Raw genomic sequence first — 18,922 nt, forward strand, 5'->3', positions numbered from 1 at the left:
TCGGCGGGCCGGCCGGTCATCCACCGGCCAGCCCGCCGATCCACAGAGTTATCCACAGCGCGGCCGGTATCCACAGCCGTTATCCACAGCACGAAAACGACTCTGAGTCTGATAAGGGTTAACAGTGACCGATATCCCCGAGTCCACACCGAACGAGCCCGAGGTTCCCGAGACCATCGCCGCCGTCGTCGCGCACGACCGCATCGAACCGGTCGGGCTCGAGGTGGAGATGCAGCGCTCCTACCTCGACTACGCGATGAGCGTCATCGTCGGGCGGGCGCTGCCGGACGTCCGGGACGGGCTCAAGCCGGTCCACCGCAAGATCCTCTACGCCATGTTCGACTCCGGTTACCGACCGGACCGGGGCTACGTGAAGTGCTCCCGCGTCGTCGGCGACGTGATGGGCCAGTTCCACCCGCACGGCGACTCGGCGATCTACGACGCGCTGGTCCGGATGGCGCAGCCCTGGTCGCTGCGCTACCCGCTGGTCGACGGCAACGGCAACTTCGGCTCGCCGGGCAACGACCCGGCCGCCGCCATGCGCTACACCGAGTGCAAGCTCGACCCGCTGGCGATGGAGATGCTGCGGGACATCGACGAGGACACCGTCGACCTCCAGGACAACTACGACGGCCGGGCCAAGGAGCCCACCATCCTGCCGTCGCGGATCCCGAACCTTCTCGTCAACGGCTCCGAGGGTATCGCGGTCGGCATGGCCACCAAGATTCCGCCGCACAACCTGCGCGAGATCGGCGCGGCCGTGCAGTGGTGCCTGGAGCACCCGGAGGAGGACGAGGCCACCACCCTCGACGCGCTGCTGGAGATCGTCAAGGGGCCCGACTTCCCCACCCACGGCCTGATCGTGGGCACGCAGGCGATCCAGGACGCGTACCGCACCGGGCGCGGGTCGATCCGGATGCGGGCCGTGGTGGAGGTCGAGGAGGACAAGCGGGGCCGCCCCTGCCTGGTCGTCAGCGAGCTGCCCTACCAGGTGAACCCGGACAACCTGGCCGAGCGGATCGCCGAGCTGATCAAGGAGGGCAAGCTCGCCGGCATCGCCGACATCCGCGACGAGTCCTCCGGGCGTACCGGCATGCGGATCGTGCTCGTGCTCAAGCGTGACGCGGTCGCCAAGGTGGTGCTGAACAACCTCTACAAGCACACCCAGCTCCAGGAGACCTTCGGCGCCAACATGCTGGCGCTGGTCGACGGGGTGCCGCGCACGCTCAACCTGGCCCAGTTCATCCGCTACTACGTCGAGCACCAGATCGACGTGATCCGCCGGCGGACGGCGTTCCGGCTGCGCAAGGCGGAGGAGCGGGCGCACATCCTGCGCGGTCTGTCCAAGGCGCTGGACGCCCTCGACGAGGTGATCGCCCTGATCCGGCGCTCGCCCACCGTCGAGGACGCCCGGCAGGGTCTGATCCGACTGCTGGAGATCGACGAGATCCAGGCGACCGCGATCCTCGACATGCAGCTGCGCCGGCTCGCCGCGCTGGAGCGGCAGCGGATCCTCGACGACCTGGCCAAGCTGGAGCTGGAGATCGCCGACCTCAAGGACATCCTCGCCAAGCCCGAGCGGCAGCGCAGGATCGTCTCGGAGGAGCTGGGCGAGATCGTCGCCAAGTGGGGCGACGAACGGCGCACCAAGATCGTGCCGTTCGAGGGCGAGGTCTCCATGGAGGACCTCATCGCCCGCGAGGACGTGGTCGTCACGATCACCCGCACGGGCTACGCGAAGCGGACCAAGGTGGACCTCTACCGGTCCCAGCGGCGCGGCGGCAAGGGCGTCAGCGGGGCGACGCTCCGGCAGGACGACATCGTCAGCCACTTCTTCGTATGCTCGACCCACGACTGGATGCTCTTCTTCACCAACAAGGGGCGCGTCTACCGGGCGAAGGCATACGAGCTTCCGGAGGCCAGTAGGGTGGCCAAGGGCCAGCACGTGGCCAACCTGCTCGCGTTCCAGCCCGACGAGCAGATCGCGCAGATCATCGAGATTCCGAACTACCAGGTGGCCCCCTACCTGGTACTTGCCACGAAGAACGGCCTGGTGAAGAAGACTCGGCTCGAGGAGTTCGACTCCCCCCGGTCCGGCGGCATCATCGCGATCAACCTGCGCGACGAGGACGAGCTGGTCGGGGCGGCGCTCGTCGCGCCGGAGGAGGATCTGCTGCTGGTCTCGAAGAACGCGCAGGCGATCCGGTTCAACGCCAGCGACGAGGCGCTGCGCCCGATGGGGCGGGCCACCTCGGGCGTGATCGGCATGCGCTTCAGCGAGGACGACGTCCTGCTGGCCATGGAGGTCGTCCGCGAAGGGCTGGACGTCCTGGTGGCCACGAACGGGGGATACGCGAAGCGCACCCCGATCGAGGAATACCCCGTGCAGGGCCGGGGAGGTAAGGGCGTGCTGACTGCGAAGATCACCGAGCGGCGCGGTGGTCTGGTCGGCGCGGTGGTGATCGACCCGGACGACGAGCTGTTCGCGATCACCAGCAACGGTGGTGTCATCCGGACTCCGGTGAAGCCTGTACGCCGCACGCGTGACCGGAACACAATGGGGGTCAAGCTGATGGACCTTCCGGATGGCGTGACTATCGTGGCGATTGCTCGCAATGCCGACGAGCCTGACGAACAGGACTAGTTGAATGACGGAGACACAGGCGAAGTCGGGGAACACGGGGACCTCGGCCACCCCGGTCGACGAGGAGGCCGCGAAGAGCGGCACACCAGCGACCGGCCGCGCGGCCGTGGGTCGGGCCACCGTCCCCGCCGACGCGCCTGCCCCGAAATTCACCCGGGCTCCCGGAATGACACCGCCTCCGGACAAGCCCTCCGAGGACGGGGACGCCGCGGACAGGACCGAGACGGTGGGGCTCGACAAGCCGGCCCCCGCCGCCAAACCGGCCGCCGCCGCACCGACGACCACGCAGCCGCTGAAGGTCGGTGCCGGGCAGTCGGCCGGCACCACCGGGACACAGCCGCGGGTCACGGGCGCCACCGGCACCCAGCCCCGCGTCACGGGCACCGCGAAGCCGCAGCCGGACGGCGCCCGGCCGACCGGAGCAGGCCGCCCGGCCAACGGGGGCGGCCTGCCGCCGGGGGTCAGCGGCGCCGCGGCCGTCGGGGCGGCACGCGTGGGTGACGCGGTACGCGCCGCGCGTACGTCGGTCAGTTCGGCCGCGTCGCGCGGACCGCGCCGGGCCCGGCTGAACCTCAAGCGGATCGACCCCTGGTCCGTCATGAAGTTCGCGTTCGCGGTCTCGGTGGTGCTCTTCATCGTCGTGGTGGTGGCCACCTCGGTGCTCTACCTGGCCCTCGACGCGATGGGCGTGTTCACCAGCGTCAACGACAGCCTGACCGACCTGGTCAGCGCGGGCGGCGGCCAGAGCACCAGCGGCTTCCAGATCACCGCCAAGGGCGTGATCCTCAGCTCGGCGCTGATCGGTCTGGTCAACGTCGTGCTGTTCACGGCCCTCGCCACGCTCGGGGCGTTCGTCTACAACGTCTGCGCGGACCTGGTCGGCGGCATCGAGCTGACCCTCGCCGAGCGCGACTGAACCACCTCGGAAGCCGGGGCACCGCCGAACGCGGGGCCCCGGCTTCCGTCCATCCCAGGGACGTCACGGGGCGTCTCGGCGGGCCGTACGGGCGGCGTAATCGGCTGGGTCGGACGCGGGGCCTCCGGTAGGTTCAGAGGCGACGGCAACGCCCGGACGTCGCGCCGGCCCCCGATTTGGGGCCGGACGGACGGATGGGTTAACCTTGCTCGTCGCCACGCGGGGCTATAGCTCAGTCGGTTAGAGCGCAGAGCTGATAACTCTGAGGTCGCTGGTTCGATTCCAGCTAGCCCCACCGCACATCGTCCGACGGCAGTCGAGCACGAGGGGTAGGCCCCATGTTCAAGAAGCTTCTGATCCTGGCCGGCGTCGTCGGTGTGGCAGCCGTGGTGGCCAGGAAGGTCAAGGCTTCCAACGACGAGCGCGCCCTCTGGCACGAGGCGACCACCGCGCCCGACCTGCGCTGATCCCGCTGGCACTGCCGGCACCGGCGGCATCGTCCGCCCCGGGGGCCCTAGCTCAACTGGCAGAGCACTGCCTTTGCAAGGCAGGGGTTAGGGGTTCGAGTCCCCTGGGCTCCACCAGCACTTTCCTCGGTTGATCTCGGTCCCGAACGCAGGACCACCGCCGCCGGCCCCTGGCCCGGCTACCGGGGCGTCAACACACAGAACTCGTTGCCGTCGGGGTCGGCCAGCACCACCCAGCTGACCTCGCCCTGGCCAATGTCGATCCGGGTCGCCCCGAGGGCCAGCAGACGCTCGACCTCCGCCTGCTGGTCACCGTCCACCGGTGGAGCGAGGTCGAAGTGCAGTCGTTGCTTGCCCGTCTTCGGCATCAGCGGTGGACCACCCCACGTGATCTTCGGACCGCCGTGCGGTGAACGGATCGCGGTTTCCTGGTCCTGGTCCCAGACCAGCGGCCATCCCAGCGCCTCGCTCCAGAAGTATCCGACCTCCTGCGAACCGTCGCAGGCCAGCGCGCCGACGAATCCGCAGTCGGCGAGGAATTTGTTGCCCGGCTCGATGACGCAGAACTCGTTGCCGTCGGGGTCGGCGAGCACCACGTGACCTTCCTCGGGGCGTTGCCCGACGTCGATGTGTTGGGCGCCAAGCTCCAGGGCCCTGGCCACCGTCTGCCGCTGGTCCTCCAGGGACGTGCTCGTCAGATCGAAGTGCATCCGGTTCTGGCCGGCCTTCCGGCTCCGGGTCGGAAGGAAGCGGAGCCGGAATCCGGTGTCGTCGCTGGGCAGGAGCGTGACACCGTCGTGTGGTTCGTCGGCCGGGTCCCAACCCAGGATCCCGGACCAGAACCGGGCGAGGCTCAACGGTTGGCTCGCATCGAAGCTGAGTGCGAACAGTTGGCAGGTCATCCCTCTGCTCATCTCCGATCCGACCGCTGTCGACACGGACGCCGTGCCAGCCGGTCGCCCGGGAGCCTACGGGTGAGCCGACGCCAACCGCAGCCAGGTTTTCCGGCCGGCAGCCGCACCGTCTGGCCGCGCACGCGGACGCCATCCGAGAAGCTGGCGTTCTGGCCGCCGCCCCGACCGTCACATGCCGGCAGCGTCAGCGGTCAGCGCAGGAACGTGAAGAGCGTTCCCGTGGCCTCCAGGGGTCGCGGCGTGCCCGCGAACCGGTGGATGCCGACGGAGAACCGCACGTCGTCCGGAGCGTGGAACGCCTCCTGCACGAAGCCGGCGTCGCGAAGCCACCTGCGTACGGCTGGCGTCAGGTCCGGTGTGCGCCGCGCCCGGGTCCAGATCACGGTGGCACCCGCTGCGCAGAACTGAGGAAGGGCGGCGACCGTCCGTTCCACGTCGGAGTCCGAGATGTTGCCGAAGACCCCGACCATGAGCACCAGGTCGGCCGGAACCGCCCCGGCATAGGAGGAGAGCCGGCCGGCGTCCGCCTGCCTGATCACGAGGTGGGAGAGCCCGGCCCGGTCGGCGGCGGCCCGTGCGGCCGCCACGTTGCCGGCGTCGTACTCGAGCAGGGTCGCGTGCAGCCGTCGGGCGTCAGGCCGCGCGGCCAGGACGCCGATGAGGTCGTGGCCCTGCCCCGCGCAGGCGCTGACCACCGTCAGCCGCTCGTCGGAGCGCTCGTCGAGCCACGAGGCGATGTGCCGCCGCACCAGCCGCAGTCGACGCGACAGCGGGGAGTTCGCGTCGGCGTAGGGCTCGTGCCACGCCTGCCAGTCGGTCCAAACGGTCACGGGCGGAAGTGCTCACGCAGCAGCGCGAGGAGCCCGTGGCCGTCCTCGATCCGCGCGTCCGGTTCGACTCCCGGGAGCGCCGCTTCCCGGTCGGTGCGGGGCGAGCGCATCAGGATCGCGGCGCCCGTGCCGGCGCGACGGGCGCAGACGATGTCGCGGTGCACGCTGTCGCCCACGAACCAGCAGTCGCCGGGCGGCACCCCGATGGCGCGGGCCGCCAGCCGCGCCAGTTCCGGGTTCGGCTTCCGGGGCCCGGCCTCGTCGCTGTAGAACTCGGCCCCGAAGAGCCCGGAGAGCCCAGCGGTGGCGAGGAAGTCCCGGTGGGCGGCGCCGCAGAGCGTGTTGCTGACGACCGCCATCGGCAGGCCGGCCTCGGCGGCGTGGCGCAGGGCCTCGGGGATGCCGGGCCGCACCGCCCACTCCTCCCGCCAGGTCCAGGCGTACGCCAGCGCGGTCGCCTCCCGCTCGACGGCGGCCCGGGCCTCGCGCGGCCAGGACCGGGTCACGAAGTCGGCCCACACCTGGCCGTGCGGCAGCTCGACGGGGTCGCCCGTCCTGCCCACGTCGTCGCGCCACAGGGCGTACGCCCGCGCGCCCTCACCCAGGTCACGGGCGATCCGCTCGTCCGGCACCGCGCCGTCGACGAGCTCGGCCAGCCGCCGCACCAGCCCCGGAGCGGCCGGCGGTGGGGGTGGCGCGTCGGCCAGGACGCCGCCGAAGTCCAGCAGGAGAGCCCGAGGGGTACGAAGCATGCCACCATCCTTGCGCACCGGGACGGGAGACGAGGGGGACCGCGGTCGGAGTGGACGTGACCGCAGGATCCCCCTCGCGCCGTGGTCGGGCTGCCCCGGACAGGTCGCGCTACGCCAGCGCGTCGACGGTCGAGCCCGCCGTTGTCCGGCTCCGCGTTACGCGGCGGCGCCGGGTGGGCAGCCCGAGCGTCGGGTTGGCGACGCCCCAGGCGGCACCCTTGCAGACCAGCTCCTTGTAGACGGCCGCGAGGCGTCCGGTCAGGGCCGCCCGCAGGGCGCGGTCGTCGGCGGTGACGTACTGGATCAGGCCTTCGCCACGGCCGAGCGAGATGCACTGGTTGAAGTAGCGGATCCGGCTGGTCGGCAGCTTTGCCCCGGCCAGGCGCGCCGCGATCGCGTCGGCGGCCTGCCAGGCGGTCGGAACTCCCGAGGCGCACGACATCCGCAGCGGCTTGTCCCCGGGGCCCATCACCATGGCGGCGTCGCCGACGGCGTACACGTCCGGGTGCGAAACCGACCGCATGGTCCCGTCGACCACGATCTGGCCGGAGTCGGTGACCTCCAGGGCGGTCGCCCTCGCGATCGGGTGGACCGCGAAGCCGGTGGTCCACACGGCCACCGCCGCCGGGATGGCCCTGCCGTCGGCGGTGGCGACGCGGTCGGCTTCGACGCCGGTGACGGTGGCGTGCTCGTACGCGGTGATCCCGAGCTTGTCGAAGACCTTCCGCAGGTGCGCGCGGCCCCTGGGGGAGAGCCAGTCGCCGAGACCGCCACGGGCGGCGAGGGCGACGTCGAGGTCGGGGCGGGCCTCGGCGATCTCCGTCACGGCCTCCAGGCCGGTGAGGCCGCCCCCGACGACGAGCACGGTCTGCCCGGCGTCGAGCCTGGCCAGGCGCTCGCGTAGCCGGAGTGCTCCGGGGCGGCTGGAGATCTCGTAGGCGTGCTCGGCCGCTCCCGGGACGCCCCGTGGGTTCCAGCCGCTCCCGAGGGCGTAGACGAGCGTGTCGTAGGCGAGCTCTCCGGCGCCGTTCGCGTCGGTGACGGCGACGGTCCTGCGGTCGACGTCGACGCCGGTGACCCTCGCCAGCCTCAGCTCGACCCCGGTGCCGGCGAACATCTCACGCAGTGGCCGGGACCTGAGCTCCTGACCGGCCGCCAGCTGGTGCATGCGGACGCGTTCGACGAAGTCGGCCCCTTCGTTGACGATGGTGACGGAGACGTCCCCACGGTGGAGCCGTCGGGCGATGCGGCCGGCGACGATGGCTCCGGTGTATCCGGCTCCGAGGACGATGATGCGGTGCGGCATGTCCATGCTCCTGTCTCGAGCGGGTTGCCACTTGAACCGGGTGGCCCGCCGTTTCCTGACAGGGGCGGCGCGTGAAGCACGTCACATGATGGTCAGAAGGCGTGGAACAGGGGCTCGCCGTGGTCGGTGGCACCCCATTGCACGGTTGCCCGTTCGAGCTTGTCCGGGTTGGCCTGGTTACGGAACGCGGCGATGCCCTCGGCGGTGACCTCCAGGCACATGACGCCGACGACCCGGCCGTCCACGACGGCCAGGACGGCGGGGCCGCCGTTGGCGGTCCAGGCGTAGACCTCGGGCGTGCCACCGACCAGGGCGCGCTTGGCCTTGCCGGGCCTGAACAGACCCCACAGGAACTTCGCGACCGCAACCGCGCCCTCGAACGCCTTGGCGCGGGCCGGGACCTTCCCGCCGCCGTCGCCGACCGCGAAGACGTCCTCGGTGAGCAGGCGCAGGAGCGGCTCCATCCGGCCGCCGGTGGCGGCCGTCAGGAACTCCGCCACGACCCGCCGGGCGGCGGCCTCGTCGATCTCGGCACGGGGCCTGCCGTCCGCGACGTGCTTCTTGGCGCGGTGGAAAATCTGCTGGCTGGCGGCCTCGGTGATGTCGAGGATCGCGGCGATCTCGCGGTGCGGGTAGTCGAAGGCCTCCCGCAGCACGTACACCGCCCGTTCGCCGGGGGAGAGCCGCTCCAGGAGGGTGAGGACCGCGTACGAGACCGATTCGCGCTGCTCGGCCGTCTCGGCGGGGCCGAGCATCGGGTCCCCGGCGAGCAGCGGCTCGGGAAGCCACTGGCCCGGGTAGGTCTCCCGCCGTGCCCGGGCGGAGGTGAGCTGGTTGAGGCACAGGTTGGTGAGGACCTTCGTCAGCCAGGCCTCGGGGACCTCGATGTGTTCGACGTCGGCGGCCTGCCAGCGCAGGAACGTCTCCTGGACGGCGTCCTCGGCTTCGGCGGCGGAGCCGAGGAGACGGTAGGCGATGGCTTCCAGGCGGGGCCTGGCGGCCTCGAACCGCTCGACGTCGTTCGCCGTCAAGGACATGACCCGATCCTAGGCCGCGCGGCACGGATCGGAACCGGACCACCGCAGCGCCGACGCCATCCCCGGCACGTTAGCGTCGGGTGCGTGACCACCGGATCCCCACGCGTGCTCCCGGCCGACAGCGGCATCGCCGAGGCCGCCTCCGTCCTGCGTACCGGCGGGTTGGTGGCCTTTCCCACCGAGACCGTCTACGGGCTCGGCGCGAACGCGCTGGACGCCCGGGCCGCCGCCCGGATCTTCGAGGCGAAGGCGCGGCCCAGCTTCGACCCGCTGATCACGCACCTCGCCGACGCGGCCGCACTGGAGAAGCTGGTCGGGGCGGTGCCGGCGGCGGTGGCGGCGCTGGCCGAACGCTTCTGGCCCGGGCCGCTCACGCTGATCGTGGACCGGCCGGCCGCGATCCCGCCGATCGTCACCTCCGGGTTGGCGACGATGGCGGTCCGCGTGCCCGACAACGCGTACGCGCGGGCGCTGATCGCCGAGGCCGGGGTGCCGGTGGCGGCGCCGAGCGCGAACCGGTTCGGCCAGCTCAGCCCGACGCGGGCCGAGCACGTGGTGCGGGGCCTGGGTGCCGCCGTGGACGTGGTGCTCGACGGCGGGCCGACGCGGTGCGGCATCGAGTCGACCATCGTGGACGCCCGGGGTGGGCGGCCGGTGGTGCTGCGCCTCGGCGCGCTGCCGGTCGAGGCGCTGGAGGAGGCCGCCGGCCCGGTGACCGTACGCCCGGGCAGCTCCGGGCAGCCGGTCGCGCCCGGCACGCTGGCGGCGCACTACGCCCCGCGTACGCCGCTGCGGCTGGCCTCGGGCGGCGAGCCGCCGGCGGCCGACGGGGTCCGGCGCGGCTTCCTGGCCTTCCGGGACCGGCCGGCGGGCGACTGGGCCGCCGTGGAGGTGCTCTCCGCCGCCGGCGACCTGACGGAGGCCGCCGCGCGGCTGTTCGACGCGCTGCACGAGCTGGACGCCATCGGGGTCGGCGAGATCCTGGTCGAGCCGGTCCCCGAGGTGGGCGTCGGCCGGGCGGTCAACGACCGGCTGCGCCGCGCCGCCGCCACCTGGCATCCGGCGCAGTGAGACGGGCGCGGAACGCGGCCCACCTCGCCATGGTTCGCCGGCGCTTCCACCGCCCGTGTATGGGCGGGGAGGACGGGGGTAGGAGAAACGGCAACAACCCCCTGGAAGTGAGGTGTCAGCCAATGCCGACCGCACGCGAGATCATGACGAACGACGTGACCTGCATCCGTGAGCAGGACGACCTCAAGACGGCCGCGAAGCAGATGGCCCAGCTGGGTGTCGGCTCGCTGCCGATCTGCGGGGACGACAACCGGCTCAAGGGAATGCTGACCGACCGCGACATCGTGGTGAAGGTCCTCGCCGAGGGCCGCGACCCGGGCCGTGTCACCGCCGGCGAGCTCGCCCAGGGCGAGGCGGTGACGATCGGTGCCGACGACGACGCGGCGGAGATCCTGCGGACCATGAGCCAGCACAAGGTACGCCGGCTGCCGGTGATCGACGGGCACGAGCTCGTCGGCATCGTGGCCGTCGCCGACGTGGCCCGTTCCCTGCCCGAACGCCCGGTGGGCGACCTCATCGAGGCCATCTCCGAGCGCGCCTGACCGCCCGTCACGACCGATCGCCGCCCTCCGGCCCCCGGCCGGGAGGCGGCGATCGTCGTACGCGGGCACCGCGGCGAACCCGGCCGGGCCCGGCGCGCGGGAGGGCGGAGCAGCCCGGCCCGGCGGGCCGGAGCGGCGGGAGGCTCAGTCCGGCGGGGTGAGCGGGACGGTCTCGCCGCGGGCGATGGTGCGGACGCTCCCGGCGAAGCCGCGCCGGCGGGCCTCCGCCACGAAGTGGCCCAGCGGTGAGCGGAACACCGGGTAGTCGTCGTAGTGGATCGGCACGGTGAGCCTCGGCCGGACCAGCTCGACCAGGTCGGCGCCCTGCCGCGCGTCCATGGTGAGCAGGAGGCCCGCGATCCGGGTGCCGCCGAGGTGGATCAGCATCGCGTCGATGTCCGGGTACCGCTCGGGGATGTCGGCCAGCATCGGCCGGTTCAGCGTGTCGCCGGTGACGTAGAGGCGGAACCGACGGCTGCCGTCGCGTTCCAGGTCGATCATCGTGCCCATCACGTCGGGCAGCAGCAGGTCCAGCGCGCCCGGCCCGTGCTTCCCCGGCATCGAGGTCAGCCGCAGCGTCTCGCCGTCCCGGCGCAGCTCGCGGGAACTCCAGGTGGGCAGCCCTTCGGCGGCCCGGAAGCCCCAGCGGCGCAGCTTCCGCTCGGCGGCGGGGGTGGTGAGGATCGGCAGTTCCCGGTCGAGTTCCCGGCGGGCCACCCGGTCGAAGTGGTCGCCGTGCAGGTGGGAGAGGACCACGGCGTCCAGCGACGGGAGCTGGGCGATCCGCAACGCGGGGTCGGTGCGCCGACGGGACCAGAGCCCCTTGCCCAGGTACGCGCGCTGGCCCCGGTGCAGGAAGTTCGGGTCGGTCAGCAGCGTGAACCCGCCGATCCGCAGCACCGTCGTGGCGGTGCCGATGAACGTGACCTCCGGCTGCGTCGTCGACATGCGCACCTCCACCCGCAGCCGTACCCGTGATCGGCGCGGTCATGCCGATCGCCGGCGGTCTCCGGTCACACCGGCCGGGAACCCGACTGGGGCAGGCGTTCCACCAGACGGGTGAGCGCGCCGTTCGCGAAGGTGGCGCCGAGCGCGGAACCCGTCGCGATGGTCCAGCCGACCGGGCCGAGTGGGGCGCAGCCGAAGAAGTGGCTGACCCCCGGCGTCTGGACGACCACCACCAGCACCCCGAGCGACGCGGCGGTGGAGGCCAGCACGGCCGGGCTGGTGCCGCCGGCCAGCACCGTCTGTCCGAGCTGGGTGCCGACCAGCGAGACCAGTGCGACGGTGCCCGCCCGCCTGCGCCGGCCGGTGTAGCGGGCCAGCGTCCAGCCGGCGGTCGCGCCCAGCGTCGTGGCGGCGGCGCGCAGCCCGATCTCCCGGGTCATCGTCTCGCCCAGTGAGGTGTCGGGGCCCTCCCGGAGCAGGCCGTCGGCGTGGCCCGCCGCGGGCGGCCGGACCGCGATCGCCAACGCCGGCGCCAGGTCGGTGAGCAGGTTGACCAGGAGCAGCTGCCGGCCGGTGAGCGCCGAGCGGCCGGTCGCGGCGGCGGTCAGCACGCTGAACGCGATCTCGCCGAGGTTCCCGCCGACCAGGATGCTGAGCGCGTGGCGTACCGAGGACCACATCGCCCGGCCCTCGACCAGGGTCGCGATGATGGTCTCCAGCCGGTCGTCGGTCACCACCAGGTCGGCCGCCGCGCGGGCCGCTGGGGTGCCCCGCCTGCCGAGGGCGATGCCCACGTCCGCCAGCCGGATCGCCGCGGCGTCGTTGGCGCCGTCGCCGGTCATCGCCACCGTACGGCCGCACCTCTGCAACGCCTGGATGATCCGGACCTTGTGGGCCGGCGTGCACCGGGCCACCACGTCCGTGGCGGCGAGCCGCGCGGCGAGGGCCTCGTCGTCGAGCTGTTCGAGTTCCGTCGCGGTGACCACCCGCTGCTCCTCGTGGTCGCTGATGGTGGCCGCGATCGCCTCGGCGGTCGCCGGGTGGTCGCCGGTGATCATGATGGTGTGCACGCCGGCCTGACGGATCCGGCGTACGGCGGGGGCGGCGCTCTCGCGGACCCCGTCGGCGAGCGCCAGGAAGCCGACGAAGGTCAGGTCGTGCACCTGCGCGTCGGTGACGCCGGGCGAGGAGACCCGGCACTCGGCCACGGCGAGGATCCGGTGTCCCGCCCCCGCCCGGTCGGCGAGCATGGCGTGCAGGCCCTGGCGTCCCTCGTCGTCGAGCGGCTCGTCGCGGCCCCCCGGCGTACGCCAGCCCGAGCACCGCGGCAGCACCGACTCCGGCGCCCCCTTCACGCTGAGCAGCAGCCGGTCCCCGGCGCGGCCGACGGTGGCGTGGTAGCCGCGGGACGGCTCGAACGGCAGCCCACCGACCGGCTCCCACCCCTGGGCGCCGGTCTGCTCGGTCACCCCCGCGGCCTCGGCGCCGGACCGGACCGCGCGGTCGGTCTGCTGAGCCAAATCGCGAGGGTCGGCGGCGGCCGGGGTGGCCCGCAGCGCGGCCGCGAGGGCGAACCGCAGGCCGTCGTCGAGCCGGTCGACCGGTGCGTACCGGCCGTCGTCGCCGACCCCGGCGAGCATCAGCTGTCCCTCGGTGAGGGTGCCCGTCTTGTCGAAGCAGAGCACGTCCACCCGGCCGAGCGCCTCGATGGTGCGCGGGTTGCGGACCAACGCGCCGTGTTCCGCCAGCCGCCGCGCGGCGGCCAGCTGCGCGGCGCTGACCAGGAAGGGCAGCCCTTCCGGCACGGACGCGACGGCCAGGTTCGCGGCGGTCGCGGCGGTCGCGGCCAGGGGTACGCCCCGCAGCAGCCCCACGCCGGCCACCGCCACCGCCGAGCCGGCGGCCAGCGGGATCGCCGCCCGCGTCAACCGGCCCAGCCGCGCCTCCACGCCACTCGGCGGCGGGGCCTGCCGGGCCATCGCCAGGCTCCGCCCCGCCTCGGTCTGCGCGCCGGTCGCGACCACCACCGCCGTCCCGTGGCCGGCGGCGACGGTGGTGCCCTCGTAGAGCATCGACCGCCGGTCGGCGACGGCGGCGGCCACGACCGGCTGGTCGGTCTTGCCGACCGGCAGCGACTCGCCGGTGAGCGAGGACTCGTCCATCTCCAGGCCGGCCGACTCCAGCACCCGGCAGTCGGCCGGGACGGCGTCGCCCGATTCGAGGAGGACCACGTCCCCGGGCACCAGGTCGTCGGCCGGCAGCATCCGCTCGGCGCCGTCCCGGCGTACCCGGGCGGTCACCGCCGAGCGGGACAGCAGCTCGGCCAGCGACCGCTCGGTGTTGTGCTGGTGCACCGCCCCGAGCAGCGCCGACCCGCCGACCACGCCGCCGACCAGGGCCGCGTCGACGAGCGAGCCGAAGGTGGCGGAGAGCACCGCCCCGGCGGCGAGGACCGGGGTGAGCGGGTTGGCCAGCTCGTCGACGAAGGCGCGGAGCAGCCCCGTCGGCCCGGAGGGCCGTACGGTCCCGTCGCCCCGGCGACGCTCGGCCTCGTCGGTGGCGAGCCCGTCCGGGCTGGTGCCGAGCTGGTCGAGCACGGCCGAGGTCGGCATCAGGTGCCAGGCGGTGATGGTGGGGGTCGGGCTGTCTGCCCGGTCGGGCAGCCGGTGCGCCCGCAGGACGCCGTGCGCGAAGGCCAGCGCCGCCGCGCCGTTCACGGCGGAGAGGGAGCGGCCGGGCAGCTGCGCGGGCGCGGCGGTGAACGCCCCCAGCGCGCCGAGGCCGGTGCCGGCCATGGCCAGGCCGATGTTCTGCCGGGTCATCCGGCGGGCCACCCCGGCCGCCTCGATCACGAGCGCCACCACCCGCAGGTCGGCGCCGACCAGCAGGTGCGCGCCCCAGGGCGGCAGGTCCTCGGGGGCGGAGAGCCCCAGGCCGCAGTCCGCGACGCCGAGCGCGGCGCGGTCGCCGGAGACCACCATCACCACCGCCCCGTCGCGTTGCAGCGCCCGCACCGACTCGGCCAGCCGGTCGCCGCCGGACAGGTGGGCGTCGGCGAAGTCGTACCGCCGGTCGTCGTCGCCGGCCACGACCAGCCGCAGGCCCGCCTGGCGGGCGGCGGTCGGCAGGGCGTCGACGCCCGGCGCCGGCTCCGGCTCGACCCGCAGTACGGCGGCCAGGGTGTCGCCGTCGGCCAGGCCGAGCAGGGATCCGCCCGCGTCGCGCAGCCGCCGGCTCTCCGCGGTGTCGCCCGCGTGCTCGACGTCCAGCGCGTCCAGCGGCCCGAGCCGCCAGCCGTCGGCGTGCCGCAGCTCCCGCGGCGCGGCGGGGTCGAAGAGGGCGAACGCGCGCGCCGCCACCTGCCCGACGTCCGCCCCGGCCAGTGGTGCCAGGTCCGCGAGCACTCCCCGGTCGGAGCCGAGCACGGCGGCATCCAGCAGCACCGTGTCGATCTGGTCGAGTTCACGCAGCACGCTGCGGTCCATCGCGATCACCCCGCGCCGGGCGAGGATCCGGCCGAGCTGTGCGGCGTACCCCTCGCGTCCGCTGCCGGGGGCCTTGGGCAGCGCGGAGAGCCCCAGCGCGGCGGCCCGCTTCCGGCCGACGACCGGCGTCGCGGCGGCCGCGGCGGCGGCGCCAGCGGCGATCATCCGGGTGGCGTACTTCTCGACGGGGCCGTCCGGCTTCGGGCACGGGCGCTCGATCTTCGGCGCCCGGGCGACGGCCCGTTCCGGGTCCCCGGTCAACCGGGATTCGGCCTGCCCCCACGCGCGGAGCTGCGACCGCGCCTCGCCCCACTGCACCACCCGCTGCACGCCGTCGAGCACGATCCCGGTCCAGCCGCCCGTCAGGCCCTGCACCACCGCCTCGGCGAGCGGGAACAGCAGGTCGGCGCGGGGATCGGCGCGCAGCCCCCGGTCGGCCAGCGCGTGCAGCTTCGGGTGCAGGTCGACCGCGCCGAGCAGCCCGGCCACCTCCCCGGGCACGGGGGTGAACGGCAGGATCCGGGTGGCGGCGGAGATGGTCAGGCCCAGGGCGTCGGAGGCCAGCGCGCCGAGGGTGCGCGGCGTGCGCGGCCCCTCCTCGGGCGGGTGCGGCGGCGGGATCTCCGGGTCCGGCTCGTGCGGGCAGGTGCGTTCGGCGTGGGCGACGGTGGCGATGAGGTCGCGCAGCTTCGGCTCCGGCGTGCCGACGGCGACGACCACCCGGCCGGACGGGGCGTTGACCCGGGCCCACCGCACCCCGGGCATCCGCTCCAGTGCCGCCTCCACCTGGCGGGCGAGGGCGTCTCCGCCGTCCTGGCAGACGCCGTGCACCTCGATGTGGTGCCGGCCGGGGCGGGACCAGACCCGACGCTTGGTCAGCCCGGCCACCCGGGCCAGCCGGGTGGCGGCGGCACCGACGCTCCGGGACGCCTCGCCGACGACCTGCGGCACGGCCACCGGGGGAAGGAGCCGGTTGGCGACGTGGCCCAGCGAGATCATCGAGGCGTACGACCGGACAGGCGCCGGTCAGGCCCCTCGCTGCCGCTGCTCCCGCCGTACGCCATCTCGCCTCCCACGCCTCCGCTCCGGCGGCCTGGCTTCCCGGCGGATCGTCCGTTATGCACTCCGAGCAGCGGAAGTTCCTCCCGCGCGGCGGCGGCAATCTCGCCGACCGACGCGGGAGGGGGATGCCCGCGGGGCTCCCGACCGGGCGGAGAGAGCCGGGTCACCCTTGACCTCAATCCGGGTTGAGGTCCGAGGCTGATCCCCATGCTGATCGAACTGCCCCGCTCCGGGGCGGGTGCCTCGAACCGACGGGCCCGCCCCGGTCACCGCCCGCTGTGGCTGCCGCCTCCGGCGGGTCGGCGGTGACCGACACGGCGGCGCCCGCCGCCCCGGTCGCCGCCGAGGCCGGGATCTTCGCGCCCCGGCTGCGGGCGATGACGGTGGGCAGCGTCGCGCTGATATCGCTGCTCGCCTTCGAGGCGCTGGCGGTGGGCACCGCCATGCCCACCGTCGCCCGCAGCCTCGACGGGCTGGCCCTCTACGGGATCGCCTTCGGGGGCCCGTTCGCCGCCAGCGTGCTCGCCATGGTCGCCTCCGGCATCTGGTGCGACTCGCGGGGCCCTCGGGCGCCGATGTGGCACGGGCTCGTCTGGTTCGTGCTGGGGCTGGTGCTCGCCGGTGGAGCCAGCACCATGGGCGTCCTGGTCGCCGGCCGGATCGTGCAGGGCTTCGGGTCCGGCCTGCTCTCGGTGGCGCTCTACGTGATCGTCGGGCAGGCGTACCCGGAGGCGCTGCACCGGCGGATCTTCGCGGCGTTCGCCGCCGCGTGGGTCGTACCGTCGCTGGTCGGGCCGGCGCTGGCCGGCCTGATCGTGGAACACCTGGGCTGGCGCTGGGTCTTCCTGGCGGTGCCGGTGGTGGCGGTGCCGGCGGTGCTGCTGATCCATCCCGGCCTGCGCGCGGTCGGCGCGACCGCGGTGACGGGGCTGCCGGCCGGCGCGGTGGCCCGGATCGGCTGGGCCTGCGGGGCGGGGGTGAGCGCCGCACTGTTGCACGTCGGGGGGCAGCAGCGCGGCGCCGCCGCCGTCGGGTTGGTGGCCCTGGCGCTGGTCGGGCTGCTGGCCTGCGCGCCCCGGCTGCTGCCGGCCGGGTTCCTGCGCGCCGGCCGGGGCCTGCCCACGGTGATCGGGCTGCGCGGTCTCGCCTCGGCCGCGTTCGTCGGGGCGGAGGTGGTGATCCCACTGATGCTCTCCCGGGAGCGCGGGCTGTCGCCGACCGCCGCCGGCCTGGTCCTGACCACCGGCGCGCTCGCCTGGTCGGCGGGCTCCTGGTTGCAGGGGCGAATGCCCGCGCCGCGCTCCCGGGCCACCATGCCGAGGGCGGGGTTGACCTGCATCGCCGCCGGCACCGCCGTGGTCACGCTCGCCGTCGCGCCGGCGGTGCCGATCTGGGTCGGCGTGCTCGGCTGGGCCGGCGCCGGCTTGGGCATGGGGTTGCTCTATCCCTCGCTGTCGGTGCTCACGTTGGAGCTGTCCGCCCCCGGAGAGCAGGGCCGCAACAGTTCCTCGCTGCAACTGGGCGACTCGCTCTTCGCGGCGACCGTGCTGGCGCTCACCGGCGCGGTGCTCGCCGCCGGCGCGGCCCCCGGGCCGGCCAGCTACGCCGGCACGCTCGCGGTGACCTCCGGGCTGGCCCTGCTGGGCGTCGTGCTCGCCGGCCGGGTGGTGCCCGGCGCGTCCGGGATCCGCACCGGCTGACCGCCCCGCCGCCGGCCGTGCCGGCCGGGCCCGCGTGATCCACCTCGACGCCCGCCGTCCTCGGCCGGCGCCGCTCCCCGGCCGTCGGAGCCGGCGCCCGGACCGCCGGGGTCTTCCGAGCCGGCCGGTCGGCGGCGATGTGCCGAATCGGTCCGGCGGGGACCGTCGGCCCGGGAGGATGGGCGGGCTCCGGTGAGGCGCCGCACACCCGGTCACACGCGTACGCCGGACGTCGCCGGCACCACTGTCACGCGGCGGGCGCGCGACGGGGCGTAGCGGGAGGCAACCATGCGGGTGCTGGTCACCGGGGCGGTCGACCCCGGCGAGGTCGCGGACCGCCTCGTCCAGCGGCTCACCGCCGGTCCGTTGGGCGGCATCGAGGAGTACGGCGGCCCGGAGGTGCTCCGCTTCGACGAGGCGGCCCGGGCGTGGACGGCCGCCCGGCGGTCCCGCCGTCCGCTGCTCGCGGTCCGGATACCCGGCAGGCTGGGCCGCGCCCTGCGCTCGGGCGGCCTGGTCACCGGGGCGACCCCGAAGGGCGTCCGGACCTGGGCCGACCACCTCGCCGACACGTACGGGGGAACCGGCGCAAGATGAACGGCCCGCGCGTTCACGTCCGGCCTACCGTGACGCCATGTTCGCCATGGTCGCCACCGTCATCCTGTACGTCGCCGGTTTCGTCTTTCTCTACGGCGTGATCCGGCTCGCCATCCGCCACGCCCTGGAGGAGATGGAGGTGCGTCGGGTCCAGGCCCAGCGGGCGGAGGAACTGGCCGCCGTCCGGGACCGCGCGCTGCTCCGCGAGAACGGGTTCCTCACCGGCAACTGACCCGACCGGCGCCGGCCCCAGCCGGCCCGTCCCGGCGGTCCGGGACGGGCCGCTGCTCCGGGTGCCTAGAAGTCGGCGGCCACGGCCAGGTTGAACTTGTCGATGGCCGCCTTCTTCTCCTCCGGGAGCGACTCGACGTCGATCCGGTCGGTCTCGCCCCTCCCGTCGTGGGTGTCGACCCCCTTGATGAGGTGATCGACGATGGAGTTCGCCTCGTCGGTGGTGAAGCCGGCGTCGGTCAGGATGTGCAGCGGAAGTTCACTCATGCCGGACGCCGGTACCCGGCACCACCCGCTTCCACACGCCGTCGGACCCCCGTTTCGGGATCGATAGGGGTAGCCCCTGCCGCCGGCGGCACCCCGGTCGTCGGCGGTGTGCTGCGACCCCGGGTGCTGGCAGGTGCGAGGATCGCAGGCGTG

General features: G+C 74.0%; 16 protein-coding genes and 2 tRNA genes. 10 read left to right on the forward strand and 8 right to left on the reverse strand.

The genetic code is table 11. From position 1 onward, the window contains the following. Positions 1-124: 124 nt before the first annotated feature. From gyrA to ACSNN9_RS10645, 5 genes are all read left to right on the forward strand, one after another. On the forward strand, positions 125-2,644 hold the full coding sequence (gene gyrA, locus ACSNN9_RS10625; protein WP_357866783.1) for a DNA gyrase subunit A: 2,520 nt from the start codon (positions 125-127) through the stop codon (positions 2,642-2,644). A gap of 4 nt (positions 2,645-2,648) precedes the next feature. Beyond that, on the forward strand, positions 2,649-3,560 hold the full coding sequence (locus tag ACSNN9_RS10630; RefSeq protein ID WP_436672864.1) for a DUF3566 domain-containing protein: 912 nt from the start codon (positions 2,649-2,651) through the stop codon (positions 3,558-3,560). A gap of 221 nt (positions 3,561-3,781) precedes the next feature. Further along, a tRNA-Ile gene (locus ACSNN9_RS10635) sits at positions 3,782-3,855 on the forward strand. Positions 3,856-3,898: 43 nt separating this feature from the next. Beyond that, positions 3,899-4,027: a DLW-39 family protein gene (locus ACSNN9_RS10640; RefSeq protein WP_210834795.1), complete on the forward strand. Its 129-nt coding sequence runs from the start codon at positions 3,899-3,901 to the stop codon at positions 4,025-4,027. 41 nt (positions 4,028-4,068) lie between these two features. Continuing rightward, positions 4,069-4,144: transfer RNA gene (locus ACSNN9_RS10645), tRNA-Ala, on the forward strand. Positions 4,145-4,206: 62 nt separating this feature from the next. On the opposite strand, the gene ACSNN9_RS10650 is transcribed toward ACSNN9_RS10645, so the two are convergent. The 5 genes from ACSNN9_RS10650 to sigJ all read right to left on the reverse strand — a co-directional run bounded on the left by ACSNN9_RS10650 (position 4,207) and on the right by sigJ (position 8,866). Next, positions 4,207-4,929: a VOC family protein gene (locus tag ACSNN9_RS10650; RefSeq protein ID WP_436672896.1), complete on the reverse strand. Its 723-nt coding sequence runs from the start codon at positions 4,927-4,929 to the stop codon at positions 4,207-4,209. Positions 4,930-5,132: 203 nt separating this feature from the next. Then, entirely contained in the window at positions 5,133-5,771 is a 639-nt protein-coding gene (locus ACSNN9_RS10655; RefSeq protein WP_436672865.1) for an SAM-dependent methyltransferase, read from the reverse strand. After that, positions 5,768-6,523: an HAD family hydrolase gene (locus ACSNN9_RS10660; protein ID WP_436672866.1), complete on the reverse strand. Its 756-nt coding sequence runs from the start codon at positions 6,521-6,523 to the stop codon at positions 5,768-5,770. The genes ACSNN9_RS10655 and ACSNN9_RS10660 overlap by 4 nt, the downstream gene beginning before the upstream one ends. A gap of 109 nt (positions 6,524-6,632) precedes the next feature. Continuing rightward, positions 6,633-7,829: an NAD(P)/FAD-dependent oxidoreductase gene (locus tag ACSNN9_RS10665; RefSeq protein ID WP_436672867.1), complete on the reverse strand. Its 1,197-nt coding sequence runs from the start codon at positions 7,827-7,829 to the stop codon at positions 6,633-6,635. Between the two features lie 92 nt (positions 7,830-7,921). Next, entirely contained in the window at positions 7,922-8,866 is a 945-nt protein-coding gene (gene sigJ, locus ACSNN9_RS10670) for an RNA polymerase sigma factor SigJ (RefSeq protein ID WP_436672868.1), read from the reverse strand. 84 nt (positions 8,867-8,950) lie between these two features. Between sigJ and ACSNN9_RS10675 the strand changes: the two genes are divergently transcribed. Continuing rightward, a complete protein-coding gene (locus ACSNN9_RS10675) occupies positions 8,951-9,937 on the forward strand; it encodes an L-threonylcarbamoyladenylate synthase (RefSeq protein WP_436672869.1) in 987 nt (328 codons plus the stop codon). A 122-nt stretch (positions 9,938-10,059) separates the two neighbouring features. Beyond that, positions 10,060-10,479 (forward strand): CBS domain-containing protein, encoded by a 420-nt coding sequence (locus ACSNN9_RS10680; RefSeq protein WP_121397384.1) that lies wholly within the window; start codon positions 10,060-10,062, stop codon positions 10,477-10,479. Positions 10,480-10,623: 144 nt separating this feature from the next. Here ACSNN9_RS10680 and ACSNN9_RS10685 read toward each other — a convergent pair whose 3' ends face one another. Both ACSNN9_RS10685 and ACSNN9_RS10690 read right to left on the reverse strand, forming a co-directional pair. Further along, positions 10,624-11,427 carry an MBL fold metallo-hydrolase gene (locus tag ACSNN9_RS10685; RefSeq protein WP_436672870.1) on the reverse strand — a complete coding sequence of 268 codons (804 nt, stop codon included), beginning with the start codon at positions 11,425-11,427 and terminating at the stop codon, positions 10,624-10,626. Positions 11,428-11,492: 65 nt separating this feature from the next. Then, the gene (locus ACSNN9_RS10690) at positions 11,493-15,911 is read right to left on the reverse strand and encodes an HAD-IC family P-type ATPase (RefSeq protein WP_436672871.1); all 4,419 of its coding nucleotides are present in this window, start codon (positions 15,909-15,911) and stop codon (positions 11,493-11,495) included. Between the two features lie 368 nt (positions 15,912-16,279). On the opposite strand from ACSNN9_RS10690, the gene ACSNN9_RS10695 reads away from it, so the two are divergent. The 3 genes from ACSNN9_RS10695 to ACSNN9_RS10705 all read left to right on the forward strand — a co-directional run bounded on the left by ACSNN9_RS10695 (position 16,280) and on the right by ACSNN9_RS10705 (position 18,503). After that, positions 16,280-17,674 (forward strand): MFS transporter, encoded by a 1,395-nt coding sequence (locus tag ACSNN9_RS10695; RefSeq protein ID WP_436672872.1) that lies wholly within the window; start codon positions 16,280-16,282, stop codon positions 17,672-17,674. A 288-nt stretch (positions 17,675-17,962) separates the two neighbouring features. Then, the gene (locus tag ACSNN9_RS10700) at positions 17,963-18,271 is read left to right on the forward strand and encodes a hypothetical protein (protein ID WP_436672874.1); all 309 of its coding nucleotides are present in this window, start codon (positions 17,963-17,965) and stop codon (positions 18,269-18,271) included. Positions 18,272-18,308: 37 nt separating this feature from the next. Further along, positions 18,309-18,503, forward strand: coding sequence for a hypothetical protein (locus ACSNN9_RS10705; RefSeq protein WP_436672875.1), 195 nt, complete (start codon positions 18,309-18,311; stop codon positions 18,501-18,503). Positions 18,504-18,568: 65 nt separating this feature from the next. Here the strand turns inward: ACSNN9_RS10705 and ACSNN9_RS10710 are convergent, their stop codons facing one another. Beyond that, entirely contained in the window at positions 18,569-18,769 is a 201-nt protein-coding gene (locus tag ACSNN9_RS10710) for a hypothetical protein (RefSeq protein ID WP_436672876.1), read from the reverse strand. Positions 18,770-18,922: the final 153 nt, after the last annotated feature.

Source organism: Micromonospora sp. URMC 107 (assembly GCF_051386315.1).
Classification (GTDB): Bacteria; Actinomycetota; Actinomycetes; order Mycobacteriales; family Micromonosporaceae; genus Micromonospora.